This is a genomic window from Argonema galeatum A003/A1, assembly GCF_023333595.1.
In the GTDB taxonomy this organism is placed as follows: domain Bacteria; phylum Cyanobacteriota; class Cyanobacteriia; order Cyanobacteriales; family Aerosakkonemataceae; genus Argonema; species Argonema galeatum.
In genome coordinates this window covers 106,337-123,687 of record NZ_JAIQZM010000009.1, presented here as the reverse complement: position 1 = coordinate 123,687, position 17,351 = coordinate 106,337, and the positions used below count along the sequence as shown (strand labels likewise).

General features: G+C 45.6%; 4 protein-coding genes. 2 read left to right on the top strand and 2 right to left on the bottom strand.

All coding sequences use genetic code 11. The features are described from left to right. Nucleotides 1-60: 60 nt before the first annotated feature. Entirely contained in the window at nt 61-6,303 is a 6,243-nt protein-coding gene (locus LAY41_RS11965) for an AAA family ATPase (RefSeq protein WP_249097703.1), read from the bottom strand. 337 nt (nt 6,304-6,640) lie between these two features. On the opposite strand from LAY41_RS11965, the gene purT reads away from it, so the two are divergent. Further along, nucleotides 6,641-7,867 carry a formate-dependent phosphoribosylglycinamide formyltransferase gene (gene purT / locus LAY41_RS11960; RefSeq protein ID WP_249097699.1) on the top strand — a complete coding sequence of 409 codons (1,227 nt, stop codon included), beginning with the start codon at nt 6,641-6,643 and terminating at the stop codon, nt 7,865-7,867. A 387-nt stretch (nt 7,868-8,254) separates the two neighbouring features. Here the strand turns inward: purT and LAY41_RS11955 are convergent, their stop codons facing one another. Then, a complete protein-coding gene (locus tag LAY41_RS11955) occupies nt 8,255-8,680 on the bottom strand; it encodes a hypothetical protein (protein ID WP_249097697.1) in 426 nt (141 codons plus the stop codon). A gap of 339 nt (nt 8,681-9,019) precedes the next feature. On the opposite strand from LAY41_RS11955, the gene LAY41_RS11950 reads away from it, so the two are divergent. Continuing rightward, on the top strand, nt 9,020-17,218 hold the full coding sequence (locus LAY41_RS11950) for a Calx-beta domain-containing protein (protein WP_249097694.1): 8,199 nt from the start codon (nt 9,020-9,022) through the stop codon (nt 17,216-17,218). Nucleotides 17,219-17,351: the final 133 nt, after the last annotated feature.

The following is a 17,351-nucleotide window of genomic DNA, read 5'->3' as shown; positions in this document are numbered from 1 at the left end:
GCGCTAAAGCGCAACAACGTACCTAATATTCCAGGTACATTATTGCGGCTTCAGCGCTCTTTAAGATAGGCGCTCATTAACCAGAATATCGCGCATCGGCAGCGAAATCGCAAACTCAGCCCCCTCACCAGGCCCACTAATACAGCTAATTTGTCCACCGTGTTTATCCACAACAATCTGGTAACAAATAGATAACCCTAAACCTGTGCCAGACCCAACAGGCTTTGTCGTGAAGAAAGGGTCAAATATTTTAGAGCGGACAACCTCCGTCATTCCTAGGCCATTGTCAGCAATCCGAATGATGACATTCTGCGACTCGCTAACTTCAGTGCGAATCGTAATCGTAGGCAATCGGGCCTCATTGTCCCTTACCTCCGACAAAGCATCAATTGCATTACTCAAAATATTCATAAACACTTGATTTAGTTCCGAAGCATAACAGGTAACTTTCGGCAGCTGACCGTATTCTTTAATCACCTCAATGCCTTTTCGCTGGCCCTCTGCTTTGAGGCGAGACTGAAACAGCATTAAAGTACTATCAATCCCCTCATGGATATTCACCGGCTTCTTGGAAGATTCATCCAACCGCGAGAAGTTCCGCAAAGATAGGACAATCTGGCGGATGCGTTCAGCCCCAACTTGCATCGATTCTAGTATTTTAGACAAATCTTCTCTGAGAAAATCAAGTTCAATAGCGTCAGATTCAGCTTCAATTTCAGGAGTCGAATGAGGATAAGTTTGCTGATATAGCTCAATCAAACCGAGCATTTGTTTTGTATACTCCTGGGCGTAGGAGAGATTCCCGTAGATAAAGTTAATCGGGTTGTTGATTTCGTGAGCGACACCCGCGACTAACTGACCGAGGCTGGACATTTTTTCGGTTTGAATCAGTTGAGTTTGGGTTTGTTGCAATTCGCGCAAAGTTTTTTGTAACTGATTTGCTTGTTCTCGCAATTGCGCTTCCGATTGTTGCAGCGCCTGTTCCGCTAATTTGCGTTCCGTGATATCTTGTACTGTGCCAAAAAGCTTAATTACTTTACCAGCATCCAAAATCGCTTGTCCCTTGGTATAAACATATCTGACGGAACCGTCGGGGCGTAAAATCCGAAAGTCAAACTCATAAGTTTGTCCAGACTCCATCGCCTGCTCGATTGTGGTTTGCCAAAACACAAAATCATCAGGATGAATTTGTCGTTCTTGTTCGGAGAAAGTCGGTACTCCTTGGCTGGGGTCAAGACCGAAGATGCGGAAGCTTTCATCTGACCAAGACATTTCTTTGGTACTGATATCGAATTCCCAGCTACCGAGGTGAGCTATCCTTTGCGCTTCGGCGAGTCGGGTTTCTTTGGTTTGTAATTCCAGGGTTCGCTCTTGTACTTTTAACTCCAAGGTTTGGGTATAATCTTCTAATTGTTCGTTGGCTTGTTTGAGTTTTTCGGTAGTGTCTGATAAGTCCGCAACTAAACGAGCATTTTCGATGGAAATTGCGGCTTGGGAAGAGAGCATTTTTAAAACTTCCAGTCTCTCCTCAGTAAAAGCCCCTTTAGTTAAGTTATTTTCTAAGTAAAGGAAGCCTATCGCTTTTCCTTGATTGATAATTGGAGTACATAAGACGGATAAAGGTTTGTTGGCGATGATATAGGGATCGGTAGTAAATATTCCTTCATTCTGGGCATCGTTTAAAAGTACGCTTGATTTGGTTCTCTGTACATAATTGAGCGTAGTCAGTGGGAGTACTTGACCGATTTGCACGGCGGGATATATCTGCACGTTCACTTCGCCGGAATTAACTTCGCCAAAAGCTTCCACTACTAGAGAACCTGACTGATTCTGAATCAGAAATCCTTTTTGGGCTCCAGCATTTTCTATGGCAATTTTCATCAATTTGTTTAGGAGTTGATTCAGAACTATTTCGCTGGAAATGGCTTGAGTGGCTTTCATAAAGGTAGCCAAATCCAGCAATTCCGATTTGCTGTTCGTGGTCAATGTGGTAGTTTGATTGACTGTAATAGCTGGAGGTTTTCTGGCAATTATTCTCTCTAGGAACTGGGGATATCTGGACTCTAAATCTGTTACCTTTGCTTTGGCTCCCCAGCGAATGTAACCGTAGTAAGCTTCTGTTAAATAGAATTGGGCAATTTTTTGATTTCCGCGTGCTAGATGAAATTCGGCGGCTAGTTCGTTGGCTAGTGCTTCTTCTTGGATATAGCCTTGTTCGCCTGCGCCAGTTATTGCTCTGTCGTACAAGGAGATGGCTTCGGCAAGTTGTCCCAAAACTCGCGCTTTTTCTGCTTCGATGAGGTCGTATTTGTGCTGGAAGTTGCAGGGGGCATGGTATGCCCACAGTTTCATTTTTTCTTGGTTCGATGCTACTTGGTGAAGGTATTCGGTTTGTTGCTGTTCTTCTACGTTGGCATAATGGGCGAGGAGGGCTAGAGAATAGTAGAAATTGTGTTGGGCAACAGTGGTTAATCCAGTTGCAGCTTGTGCGTATTGTTCAGCTTTCTTGGCATTTTCAACAGCCATGCCTGGTTCTTTAAAAAGATAAACAAGTATAGTTTTGGCTAGATAAATAAAAAACAGTGTTGTAACATTATTAGACTCAAGAAAAATTGGCAAACTTTCGATTTCATTAAAAGCTTCGCCAGTTAACAAACGCAATTCTGCTGGTTTGGCCAGTAAATTTAATACCATTTGCCGAAATATTCTGACACCATACCAAATAAATTCCTGTTTAAATTTCAGCATTAAACTAATATATTGAACATACTGATGATCAATTGATTCTAGATGTTTACCCAGGAAAAAAGTATATTGGCAATAGGTGCTTACAGAATAACCGCCACCTTCTATATCTCCAGTTTCCAGACCGCTTTGAATAGCCTCCTGCAAAGGTTCTATTGTTTCCCTAATATGAGCTTTCCAGTGTCTCACTTGACCGTTAAATACACCTAATACTCTAGATTTTAATTCTCTGGCGTCGAATTTATCTAACACCTTCAAAGCCACTTCACCATAGCGATATCCAGAATTAATATCTCCCAGAGGCCCACACAGAAGCAAGCCATACATAGCATACCCGTAAGCGGAAGAAGAAGAATTACCATATTTAATAGATAGATGTATCATTGTAAATATAACCAGCGGCAATAACGCCGGATTCGCGACATAAGCAGGAGACATAATCTTTATTAATATCTGCATAGCTGCAAGCTTATAGAGGTCGGTCATTTCTGGAAGATTTATTAACTCCTCAATAATCAAATCTTTTGGTGGTTCTTGCTCCAAGGTAACACCGAGTATTTCCAGAATTTGCTGCCCAGTATCGAGAGCTTTGAGCATCTGGAGTTGAGCCATATACATCTGAATTTGAGCTTCATACACCTTAACTTTATCGAGCAGATTTGTCGCTTGTTGCAGGACGATTTCAGCATAGACATTTGCTTGTTCAAAGTTGGTATTTAAATATTCTGCCGCTACCGCTTCCACATAGAGGTTAAGCGTCAAGTCATAATTACTCTCCCAACTAGAAGCTGCCAGCAATCCTATCCCCACATTTAAATAATTAACAGCAGCTTCATAAGCCGTCGCCGCCAAAGCTTTTTGACCGGCGATAAGATTGAGTTCAGCCAACTCATCTTTTTCCGACTTTGCGGTAACCAAGTCGGTGCCAAAATTTAGCTGATTGACCAGAGCAAAGATATTTTCTTTGCGCGATGCTGGCGTAGTATTTGCCAGCAGCAGTTGACCGATTTTGAGGTGAGTTGCCTTCTTTTCAGATTCGGGAATCAGAGAATAAGCCGCTTGCTGCACGCGGTCGTGCAAAAATTTATAGTCAATCTTCACATCCCCAAGTTTAAAAGCTGCCGCCTCTGACTGTCCGAACACCAAGGGAATTTTGTAAGTATCGCTCAGAGGCAGAATCAAACCAGCCTGAAGTGCATCCCATAACGCTTGTGCTGTGACTGTCTGAAATTCCTCATTCACAATCGCCAAAACCTCTAAGTTAAACTGGTTGCCAATACAAGCAGCCAGTTTTAAAACCTTCACCGTCTCGTTGGGCAATTTTTGAATATTTTTCGCAATCAGTTCGACAATATTATTATCGGTAATTCCAATCGCTTGAATAGATTCGATGCTCCACTCCCACTTACCACTGCTTACCTCATAAACGAGCAGTTTCTCCGCGTACAAACTTTTCAGCAGTGTAGTCAAGAAAAAAGGATTGCCTTGAGTTTTATTGAAAAGTAACTCAGAAAGCGGCGTTGTAGGGGATTGGGGATTGGGAATTTGGGATTGGGGATTGGGAATTTGGGATTGGGGATTGGGAATTTGGGATTGGGGATTGGGAATTTGGGATTGGGAATTGGTAAACAATAAAAATTCTTCTCCCTCTCTCCCCTCCCCGTCGGACGGGGAGGGGTTGGGGGTGGGGTTCCTCTCCCCCAGAGTATCGGCAACCAGCGAGCTAACGTGGTGCAAGGACAAAGGCTCCAGGATAATATTATTGACCGCAGTCCCGGTTTCTTGAATTTTATTAATAGTTGAAATCAAGGGATGGATTGGACTGACTTCGTTATCTCGATAAGCGCCAATCATTAACAAATACTGGCTATCGGAGTCAGTCATTATCAGTTGGATTAATTTCAAAGATGCAGAATCAGCCCACTGCAAATCATCGAGGAAGATAACTAAAGGGTGTTCCGGTTGGCAAAAAACATGAATGAATTGTTGAAAGACAAGGTTTAAGCGGTTTTGCGATTCCGTAGGCCCCATTTGCGGTACAGCAGGCTGCTTACCGATAATCAGTTCGACTTCGGGAATCACGTCAACAATCACCTGACCGTTTTGACCCAAAGCATTTAACAACTGCTGCTGAAATTTTTCAATCTCAGTTTGAGATAAAGTTAATATTTGGCGAATTAAATCTTGGAAAGCTTGGATGAGAGCGGCATAAGGGATATTGCGCTTAAACTGGTCGAATTTGCCAGCAATAAAATAACCTCTAGCTCCCACAATCGGTTTGTGAACTTCATTGACTACAGAGGTTTTGCCGATACCTGAATAGCCGGAAACGAGCAACAGTTCGATTTGGGATTGTGGATTTTTAATTTTAGATTCTGGATTTCCCGCTACCCGCTCAAAAGCTGCCAGCAAAGTGGTAATTTCCGCCTCTCTACCATAAAGTTTTTGCGGGATGAGCAGTTGACCGGATTTATCTCTCGTTCCTACAGTGAAGTGGGGAATAGAGCCTGTGGTTTCTAGCTGATGGAGACAGAATTCTAGGTCATATTTTAGTCCTAAAGCAGTTTGATATCTTGCTTCAGCAGTTTTGGCTAATAACTTCATCACAATATCGGATACTGCTTTGGGAATTCTTTTCTCCCCAGCCCCGCTCTCCTTCTCCCCTCCCCGTGGGGCGGGGAGGGGCTGGGGGTGGGGTTGCCCCCCAGCCCCGCTCTCCTTCTCCCCTCCCCGTGGGGCGGGGAGGGGCTGGGGGTGGGGTTGCCCCTCTGCCCCGCTCTCCTTCTCCCCTCCCCGTGGGGCGGGGAGGGGCTGGGGGTGGGGTTGCCCCTCTGCCCCTCTGCCCCTCTGCCCCTCTGCCCCCATCTCTTCTGGCGGTACTGGTTGTTTGGCAATATGACAGTGTACTAATTCCATCGGGTCGGTGCTAGGAAAGGGCAACTGACCTGTTAGCATTTCATAGAGAGTGACACCTAAAGAATAAAAGTCGCTGCGGTAATCAATTGACCGATTCATTCGTCCCGTCGCTTCGGGAGAAATATAGGCGAGAGTACCGACGATTTCCTTGGGATTGGTGATAGTTGGGGTTTCCCAGTCCAGACGGGAGGCGATGCAAAAATCTGCGAGTTTGATTTGTCCTGTCGAAGGGTTGATAATTATATTTGAAGGTTTGATATCTTTATGAATAATCGGTATTTTATGCAGTTCGCCTAAAGTTTCGGCTAAAACAATGGCTACACGGAGAATTTCTTTTAGTTCCAGTTTTTGAGAATCGAGCAAACGGTCTAGGGAGCAACCGCCAAAATCTTCTAATATGATGGCTAAGCCATTGCCGTGTTTTTCTAGGCTGTATGTTTTAACAACTCCTTCACAATTAAGGTTCTGGACGGTTGCATATTCTTGTCTTAAGCGGGTAATTTCTTCCAGCGTGGGATACTCGGATTTCAGGGCTTTAATAATGACCTGTCTTTGCCTTACGGAGTCGTAAGCTCGATAAATAACTGTATTTATCCCGCTGTAAATTTCTGCTGTGATTTGGCATCCTGAAATAGCAAACATAGTCTTGTTACCCTATTTGATAGAGTCGGGTTTTATTTTTATAGGACTTACGCAATCGCCCCCCTAGGGCGTGTTTTCAAACTTGATCGGCTTCGTTTCTGACGATTGAGATCCCCCTAAATCCCCCTTAAAAAGGGGGACTTTGAGTTTCTTTCCCCCCCTTTTTAAGGGGGGTTAGGGGGGATCTAAGGGTTTGAAAACACGCCCTAGCCCCCCCAAATCTGGGGGGAACAGGACTTTTCTCCCCCCAGATTTGGGGGGTCGGGGGGGCAAAACCTTAGATTTTGCTTAAGTCCTGTGGCTTATCATCAAAAAGCTTGACTACAATTCGCTACTCATGCCAGAACTACACACAAAATCTCAAGTTTGGGGAACGCCGCTACAGAAGGGCGTTCAACGCCTGCTGCTGCTTGGTTCGGGAGAACTAGGTAAAGAAGTTGCGATCGAAGCAATGCGCCTTGGTTTGGAGGTAATTGCAGCCGATTATTACAGCCATGCCCCAGCAATGCAAGTTGCACACCGCGCCCATGTCATCGATATGCTTTCCGATGCCAAACTGCGCTTCTTGGTGGATTTGGAAAAACCCGATCTAATTGTGCCAGAAATTGAAGCGATCGCCACCGAAACACTCATAGAACTAGAAAAGGAAGGCTGGCGGGTGATTCCGACCGCAAGGGCAACCCATTTAACGATGAACCGCGAAGGCATTCGTCGCTTAGCGGCAGAAGAGTTGGATTTGAGAACATCGCCTTATCGCTTTGTCCAAACAGAGGCAGAATTTAGAAGTGCGATCGCAGAATTAGGTTTGCCTTGTGTCGTCAAACCAGTGATGAGTTCTTCCGGCAAAGGTCAAAGTATTATTCGCACAGAAGATGAAATTGCAACAGCTTGGGAATATGCCCAAGTTGGCGGACGTACCCAAAAGCAACGAGTAATTGTAGAAGGATTTGTAGAATTTGACACAGAAATTACTTTGCTAACAGTGCGATCGATCGAAGGTACATCTTTTTGTCCTGCGATCGGTCATATTCAAATCAGCGGCGACTATCGAGAATCTTGGCAACCTTGTCCTCTAAATCCAGATACCCTGAAAGAGTGCCAAGAAATAGCCAAGAAAATTACGTCCGCGCTGGGAGGTTGGGGTATTTTTGGCGTCGAATTATTTATTCATGGCGATCCGAATGAGAAGCAAACTGTTTATTTCAGCGAGGTTAGTCCTCGGCCCCACGACACCGGCATGGTGACAATGATTAGCCAAAATATGTCCGAATTTGAATTGCACGTGCGAGCAATTACTGGTTTACCGATCGGCAATATTGAGTTAATTAAACCGGGGGCATCTGCGGTGATTTTAGCTGACGATGCTGGAGAAAATCCTCAATTTACGGGCATAAATGAAGCCCTAAAAGTTCCTACCAGCAAATTAAGGCTATTCGGTAAACCGAAGACTCGCAAAAATAGACGCATGGGTGTAGCTTTAGCGCTGGGAGAGACGGTAGAAGAAGCGAGGCAACGGGCGAAAGAATGTGCCTCCAAGGTGAAGGTTTTGGTATCTTTGTCTTAGTGAAAATTGTCAAAGATTGATTTGTTTGGTTGAGCGGTATCGTTACCTAATAAATCATTTCTCATAGAAAACAAAGGTTATTTCATTCTCGCTTATAGCGATTTTCAGTTGCATGAAGTACAGCCTGGGATCTCTGTAACTCACTCAGATGAAAAAAGCTGTATGACGCCAGGGATTTTAATCCCTGCGTCATAGCTCAAGCCGGTTTTAACTGAGATCTTGCACCTGTCGCAATAACCCGACGGGGGTTCAAACCCCCGTCTCATAGCGAAAGTCTTCTCAAGAGGACTGGAAGAGAATTTTAGTCCTCTTGAGAGGACTTTCGCTATTAGCCAGGGACTTGAGTCCCTGGCGGGTTTTGGGGCTACTTGAGAATGGTGCAAGTGATTACTTTCCAGCACAATAACTATTGATCTCTTTAACTAACGCCGTATCTTTCTTTCTAGCTTGTTTAAAAAATATAAGGGTAGAACTTATCCCTTGCGCCTCTTGTCTTTGGATGGAAAAAGCCATATTTCGGAATGATTTGCTGATATCTCCATACATGATCAGAAAGCTCGATCGCAAACCTTGCAGCTTCTTATCCTCAACTTCCACAGCTTTAAGTGTTTTTGCCACTTTATCAAGTTCAACTGCTGCCTTAATCAATGCTGATGGGTTACCCGTTTTAGCACCTTTAGTAACTGTGTCAGCTTTATTAATTATCTCGTTGAGCTTATTACATTGGACAACTTTGCTCTCGCCACAACTGACAGCTAGGCAGGCGATCGCCACAGCAGACAGAATAATGACAGCATAGCGAAAAAAAACCATTCTTGTTCTCTTTCTTGCTTCCTTTCCTACAAGCCTAAAATTCACGTATTTAAACAATGAAGATTGCGTAAATTTTCTGTGAAACCCTGGACAAACCGCTAAACTGTAAGTAATACTACTAAAGACATAAATACTTTTATGCCTTTTGATAGATAAAGTTCCTGGTATGTAGTTGCGTTTTAGCGCTAAAGCGCAACTACGTACCAAAAGGTATAAAGTGCAACTACATACCAGTTTGATCGACACATCGGGTTAAGTAACGTTCTGTATTTCATGAGCTTAAGGGTAGCATCCCCATTTCGCTGTCGTGTAAAGATTCAGTAAAAAAGAGGTATACCCGTGCCAGTCAGCTTTAACGGTTCCTACTCCCAAAACTTTGATACGCTTGCTAATACGGGGACGGGTAACGCTTGGACGAACGATACGACCCTCTCCGGCTGGTCTCTTTTCCGTCAGCCCAGCCCCGGAACTGCGATCGCAGCCTACGACGCAAATAATGGCAGTAGCAATACGGGAAGCTTTTATAGTTACGGGACTACTGGTAACACCGATCGCGCCTTGGGTGGTCTTGGGTCGGGTGGTGCTTACTTCGGTAGTCCAGCAGCGTCAGGTGCGATCGCAGGTTGGATCGCCTTTGCCGCCACCAACACTACTGGCACGACGCTGAGCAATTACACCTTGTCCTTTAACGGCGAACAGTGGCGGGCTGCGAACGCCACAGCACAGAACATGGTGCTGCAATATGGCTTTGGCAGTACCTTTACTACCGTTCCAACTTGGACGACACCGGGCGGCACTTTTGACTGGTCATCACTTGTAAACAATACTAGCGGTGCTGTGAATGGCAATGTGGGGGGTAGGGTTAGCGGCAGGGGTGGAAATATTACTACCCCTTGGGCAAATGGCGACACGCTGTGGGTTCGATGGCTAGAGGTTAACGATACAGGAAACGATCACGGATTGGGAATTGATGATTTCTCGCTTACCGCACTCCCCACCGTCAGTCTCACCGCCACCGACACCACCGCAGAAGAAGGCATTCCCAACACGGGAACGTTCCGTATCACCCGCAGCAGCAACACTGGCACATTAGCAGTCAATCTTTCTCCAGCTTCAGGAATTGGCACCGACTACAACCTCAGCGTCGCATCCGGCGGCACATTAAATGCAAGCGGCACTATTTTTACCTTCAATAGTGGCGTCGATACGGCAGATATAACATTTACTGCGATCGACGACATCCCCGCCGAAGCGAATGAAACATTTGCTTTATCTTTAGCAACCGACCCCACTTATATTGTTGATGCGGCTAATAATACAGGCAGCGTTACCATTCAACAAAATGATTTCGCCGTTACCAACACCAACGATAGCGGCGAAGGTTCATTACGGCAAGCAATTACCAACGCCAACGCCATTGCTGGCACGGATACCGTTACTTTCAATATTACTGGAGCGGGGCCATATACAATTAGTCCGACTTCCGCCTTACCGACAATTAGCGAAGCAGTTATTATCGACGGATACAGTCAAACGGGAGCGAGTAAAAACACCCTCGCTGTCGGCAACAATGCCGTATTAAATATAGTGCTTGATGGCACAAATGCGGGTGGGGTTAATGGTCTAACCGTAAATGCAGGTTCTAGTACGATTCAAGGTTTGACAATTAATCGCTTCCAGGGTGAAGGCATCCTAATTCAAAGTAGCAATAACTTTATTGTCGGCAACTTTATCGGGACGGATGCCACTGGAACGATCGACCAAGGCAATAATTTGAATGGCATCACGCTCGGCCCCGGAACCAATAATACCATCGGCGGGACAAATCCGGGCGATCGCAACCTCATCTCCGGCAACCAAATTCAGGGGATTACCATATTTAGCGGTAGCAATACTATTACCGGAAACTACATCGGTACTGATGCCAGCGGCACGAAAGACTTAGGCAATACCGTTGATGGAATACAAGTTATAAGCGGTAGCAACACTTTTACCAATAACCTGATTTCGGGTAACGATCGCCTCGGCGTTTACTTAGCGGCAGGTAATAATAATAAGCTGGAAGGAAACTACATCGGTACGAATGCAGCAGGGACGGCTGCGATCGCCAATAAGGCTTCAGGGGTGTATGTTCTCACCAGTAATAATATAATTGGCGGCACGACAGCAATCGCCCGTAACCTAATTTCTGGCAATAACGGTGACGGCATATCACTTGTAACAACCAACGCTACCGGAAACCAAATTCAGGGCAACTACATCGGTACGAATGCAGCGGGAACGGCAGCGATTGCTAATACTAGCTCCGGCATTGCTATTATAGCGGGTGCTAATAATAATTCGATCGGGAGTACTAGCGATCCATTAGCACGAAACGTTATTTCTGGCAACAGTCTCAGGGGCATTTCGATCGACGGCAACGGTACCGCTAACAATACAGTTGCGGGCAATTATATCGGTACGGATACAGCGGGAACAGGCGATTTAGGAAATGGTTGGTCGGGCATTGCACTCATCAATAGTTCCAGCGGCACGATCGTTCGCAATAATACCATTAGCGGTAACGATCGCCAAGGCAATACCATCAATAGCGTTAACGCTAACGTGCAAATTTTTGATACTAATAACAACATCGTAGCTGGAAATCGCATCGGCACCAATGCAGCGGGAACGGGACTCGTTACCTCAGCAACGAATGGCGGCGTGCGGGGAATTCAACTGAGCAATACTTCTAATACTACCATCGGCGGCACTACAGCGAGCGATCGCAATATCATCTCCGGTAACTCCCACGTAGGTGTCGAGTTTGTCGGCAGTGGACTCACTAATAACCGCACAGTTGGCAACTATATCGGCACCGATGTTACGGGTACTAACTCTATAGCTAACGGCGAAGGGGTTAGCATTTATTTCGCCCCCAACGTTACTATTGGCGGTGCGGGTGTAGGCGAAGGTAACGTGATTTCTGGTAATGCTAGAAATGGCGTTATCCTCACCGGAAATACCACCACTAACAGCAGAATTATCGGCAACTACATCGGAACGAATGCAGCGGGAACCTCTGCCTCGGGCAATACTTTATCTGGTGTATACATTCAAGATGCTCCTAACAACATTATTGGCGGCACGAATGCGGGAGAACGCAACATTATTTCGGGGAACAGACAAAGGGGCGTTGATATTACTAGCAGCGGCAGCAGTGGCAATACAATTGCTGGCAACTATATCGGTACGGATGCAGCGGGAACGGGCGATATAGGAAATACTTTGGCAGGCATCATTTTAGAGAACAACTCCAGCAGCACGATCGTTCGCAATAATACCATTAGTAACAACGATCGCCAAGGCAATACTGTCAATGGCGGTAACGCTAACGTGCAAATTTATAATACTAATAACAGCACCCTAGCTGGTAATTTTATCGGCACCAACGCTACGGGAACAGGACTTGCTTCGGCAGCAGGAAATGGCGGCATTCGGGGAATTCAACTGAGCAATACTTCTAATACTACCATCGGCGGCACTACAGCGAGCGATCGTAATATCATCTCCGGCAACTCCCACGTAGGTGTCGAGTTCGTCGGCACTGGACTTAATAATAGCCGCACAATTGGTAACTATATCGGCACCGATGTTACGGGCAATAATTCTATAGCTAACGGCGAAGGCGTTGGCATTTATTTCGCCCCCAATGTGATCGTTGGCGGCTCGAATGCAGGCGATCGAAATGTCATTTCCGGTAATGCTAGACGAGGTGTTATCCTCACTGGAAATACTACCACTAACAGTCAAGTTCTCGGCAACTACATCGGTACGAATGCCGCTGGTACGGTTGACTTAGGCAATGCCTTCGACGGCGTTTGGATTAATGATGCTCCCAACAATATTATTGGTGGAGTGGGCGCAGGTAACGTCATCTCCGGCAATAACAGCGGCAATGCAGGCGTCTCAATTAGTGGTGCTAATGGAACGGGAAACTGGTTACTGGGTAACTTTATTGGCACCAACTTTAACGGTACTGCCGCTGTAGGTAACAGTCAAAGAGGCGTATACCTGTTCTCTCCCAACAACCGTATCGGCACAAATGCCGACGGAATTAATGATACCCAAGAACGCAATATTATCTCTGGCAATGGCAATGATGCCATTACCCTTCAAAGCAATAACAACGATATTGCGGGAAACTATCTAGGCACTGATATTACGGGTACAATAGCTATTCCCAATGCCGATAGTGGCGTCTACATTCTTGGTGCTAACAATCGCGTCGGTACTTACGTTCCAGGCACTAATGACGCTGCCAAACCCAATCTCTTATCAGGAAATGCTCAAAGTGGTGTGACATTCGATGGCAATACCACAACAAATAACCAGGTAGGAGGTAACTTCATTGGCAGCGATGTCACAGGTAATAATCCTCTACCCAATAACATCGCTGGCGTGCGAATCATTGGAGGTGCGAACAACAATACGCTAGGTGGTACAACTAATCAACCGCTGCAATCGAACATCATTGCATTTAACCCAGTTGGGGTATTTGCCAATGCCAATACTGCTAATAATTCTATTGTTGGCAACCGCATTTTCTCTAATACCAACTTAGGCATTGACTTAGGCAATAATGGCATCACCGCCAACGACGCTGGCGACGGCGATACGGGTGCCAACAACCTCCAAAATTTCCCCGTTCTCACCTTTGCCGAAATTGCAGGTAGCAACACCGCCTGCGCTGGTACATTCAACAGCACTGCTAATACTAATTTTCGCCTAGAATTCTTCGCCAACAACGTATTAGATGCCTCTGGAAACGGCGAAGGCAAAACCTATATCGGTTTCTCTAACATTACCACCGATGCTTCCGGCAACGCAAACTTTACCGTCACCAATCTATCACTAGCATCCCTCGGTAATTTCGTCACCGCCACCGTCACCAACCTCACCACTAACGACACCTCCGAATTTTCCAACGACGTCATCATCGACGTACCTACCGTCAGCATTACACCCACTTCCATCAGCCAAAACGAAGGCAATAGCGGTACGACTGACTACATTTTTACCGCCAAACTTTCTCGCGCCACCACCCAAAACGTTACCCTCAATTACACCACCAACGACGGTACTGCTACCCTTGCTGGTAACGACTATATCGACAACGACAATAGCATCACCTTTACCGCAGGCGGTTCCCTCACCCAAACCATCACCGTTCAAGCAAAAGGCGACCAAATTGCCGAAAGCGACGAAACTTTTACCGTCAATTTAGATAGCGCCACCAACGCCAAGATTGACACCACCGCTAACATCGGAACTGGCACAATTACCAACGACGATACCGCAAGTATTATCGTCACCCAAAACGCCGGATTAACCACAACGGAAGCTGGAGGAACCGCTACCTTTACCGTCAAACTAAACAGTCAACCCACCGCTGACGTTACGATTAATTTAGATAGCGACAACATCCAAGAAGGTAAAACCGATAAATCTTCCCTCATCTTCACATCAGCGAATTGGAATCTAGACCAAACCGTTACAATTATCGGTCAAGACGACTTCATCGTTGATGGTAATATTGCCTACAACATTATTACCGCCAAATCGACTAGCGCTGACACCAATTACAACAATTTAGACGTCGCAGATGTTCCCGTCACAAACACCGACAACGACAACGCCGGAATTACGATTACCCAATCTGGTGGTAACACAAATATCATCGAAGGTGGTGCGACAGATAGTTACGATATTGTCCTCACTTCCCAACCGACTTCCGATGTCACAATTGCCATTAACAACGGTACTCAAACCGGAACATCACCAACTACCGTAACCTTCACATCAGCTAATTGGAATATTGCTCAAAATATCACAGTTATTGGAATTAACGATAACGTTACTGAAGGAAATCATAGCGGTACGATTTCTCATACAGCTACCAGCAGCGACGCCAATTATAACGGAATTGCGATTTTAGATGTTACCGCAAATATCACCGACAACGACAACGCCGGAATTACGATTACCCAATCTGGTGGTAACACAAATATCATCGAAGGTGGTGCGACAGATAGTTACGATATTGTCCTCACTTCCCAACCGACTTCCGATGTCACAATTGCCATTAACAACGGTACTCAAACCGGAACATCACCAACTACCGTAACCTTCACATCAGCTAATTGGAATATTGCTCAAAATATCACAGTTATTGGAATTAACGATAACGTTACTGAAGGAAATCATAGCGGTACGATTTCTCATACAGCTACCAGTAGCGACGCCAATTATAACGGAATTGCGATTTCAGATGTTACCGCAAATATCACCGACAACGACAACGCCGGAATTACGATTACTCCCACTACATTAACAACGGGAGAAAACGCTACAACTGCTAACTTTACTGTGAAACTGAATACTCAACCTACTGCTGACGTTAGTTTAAATTTAACTAGCAGCAATACGACAGAAGGTACACTTGATAAATCTGACCTCACCTTCACCGCTGGAAATTGGAATACCGTCCAAACTGTCACGATTACCGGAATTGATGACTTCATTGCTGACGGCGACAAAGCTTACCAAATTATCACCGCCGCCGCTACCAGTACCGACAGTAATTACAATAATGTCAATCCCGTCGATATCAACGTTACCAATACCGACAACGACAACGCTGGATTTACGATTACTCCCATAATATTAACGACGGGAGAAAATGGTACGACGGCAAACTTTACCGTCAAACTGAATAGTCAGCCAACTGCGGATGTTATTCTGGGATTAAGTAGCAGTAATACGGCTGAAGGGACAATTGATAAATCTTCCCTTACTTTCACGGCTGGTAATTGGAATACGGCGCAAAGTGTTACGATCGCAGGAATTGATGACAATATAGTTGATGGCGATATCGCTTATCAAGTTATCACCGCCGCTGCTACCAGTACCGACACCCAATACAATAATGTCAATCCCGTCGATATCAATGTTATCAATACCGATAATGACAGCACTAGCGTTAGCATAAGTCCCATCACGATCGCACAAACTGAAGGAAACAGCGGTATAATTCCTTACAGCTTCACCGTCAACCTTTCCAATCCCAGCGTCGTTCCCGTCACCGTCGCTTACACCACCGACAACGGTAGTGCTACCGCTGGTAGCGATTACGCGGATAATGATGGTACGATCGCATTTAATCCCGGCGACACCAGCAAATCCATCACCGTTAACGTTATCAACGATATCATCCCAGAGATAGATGAAACTTTTACCGTTAACTTAACCACTGCAACCAATGCAACTCTCAACTTAAGTGCCAGACAAAGCACTGGTATCATTACTAACGACGATATAGAAGAAGATGATTGCTTCTGCGAACAGATAGTTTATCCGAATCTAGATACGCTGACGGGTGAAGGCGGACCGAATCGATCGCAAGTCTTACCGAATGCAGTCAGCAGCACTAAGAATGGTACTGCAAATAACGATACTCTCATTGGCAGCAATATTAGCGAAGCACTCAATGGTTTGGATGGCGATGACTTGCTATTGGGTAATGCTGGCAATGATAATCTTTACGGTCATGCGGGTAATGACACCGCTTTTGGTGGGGACGGACGCGATTGGATTTCCAGTAATGAAGGCGACGACCTCCTCAACGGTAACTTAGGCGATGATGTTCTCAACGGTAACACGGGCAACGATACTGCACGCGGGGGTCAGGGTAACGATTTTGTGCGTGGCGGCGGTGATAATGACCTAATTTGGGGTGATTTCGGCGACGATACCCTCGCTGGGGATAAAGGAAACGATACCGTATTTGGCGGTAGTAGCGACGCCGTGACTAGCGACACGAACGGACGCGATTTGTTATTCGGCGGTATCGGCGAGGATGTGCTGAATGGAAACGCCGGTGACGACACTCTATTCGGCGATGACGGTAACGATACTGTGCGCGGCGGTAGGGATAACGATATCGTTGTCGGTAATGTTGGCGACGATATCCTGTTCGGCGATAAAGGCAATGATAGTCTCTGCGGGGGAGAAGGGAACGATACTATCTATGGGGGTAATGGTAGTACTCAATCTGGTGGTAATGCCGATCGCGATTGTATCTGCGGCGGTAAGGGGAATGACCTGCTGTTTGGCAATGAAGGAACAGATAAGATCTGGGGCGATGAGGGAGATGATACCCTCGTCGGCGGTAAAGACGACGATACGCTGATGGGTGGCGCTGGAAATGACCTATTGTTCGGGGATTTGGGTAATGATATGCTCAAGGGAGGTACTGGGACCGATCGCTTCTTCCTCCAAATCGCTTTCGGCTTCGATACAATTATTGACTTTGAAGACGGTCAAGATTTACTTGGTTTGGTAAGTGGCTTGACTTTTGAGCAATTAGCGATCGCTCAAATTAACAATGCCACTTTAATTAGTGTCAAAAGCAGCGGTCAACAGTTGGTAACTTTGTCTGGAGTACAGGCTAACCTAATCACACAGTCAGATTTCGTTCTGCTTCCAGTTTTAACTTAATTGCGATCGGGCCAAAAAGCTCAGAAAAATGTATCTGGTGATACCTAATTTTATACGTCTCTCAGCACTCAAGAAGCGTTCTGTCAGTAGATGTACCCAGGTAATTTATCTCCCTCCCTACGTAGAGTTCCAT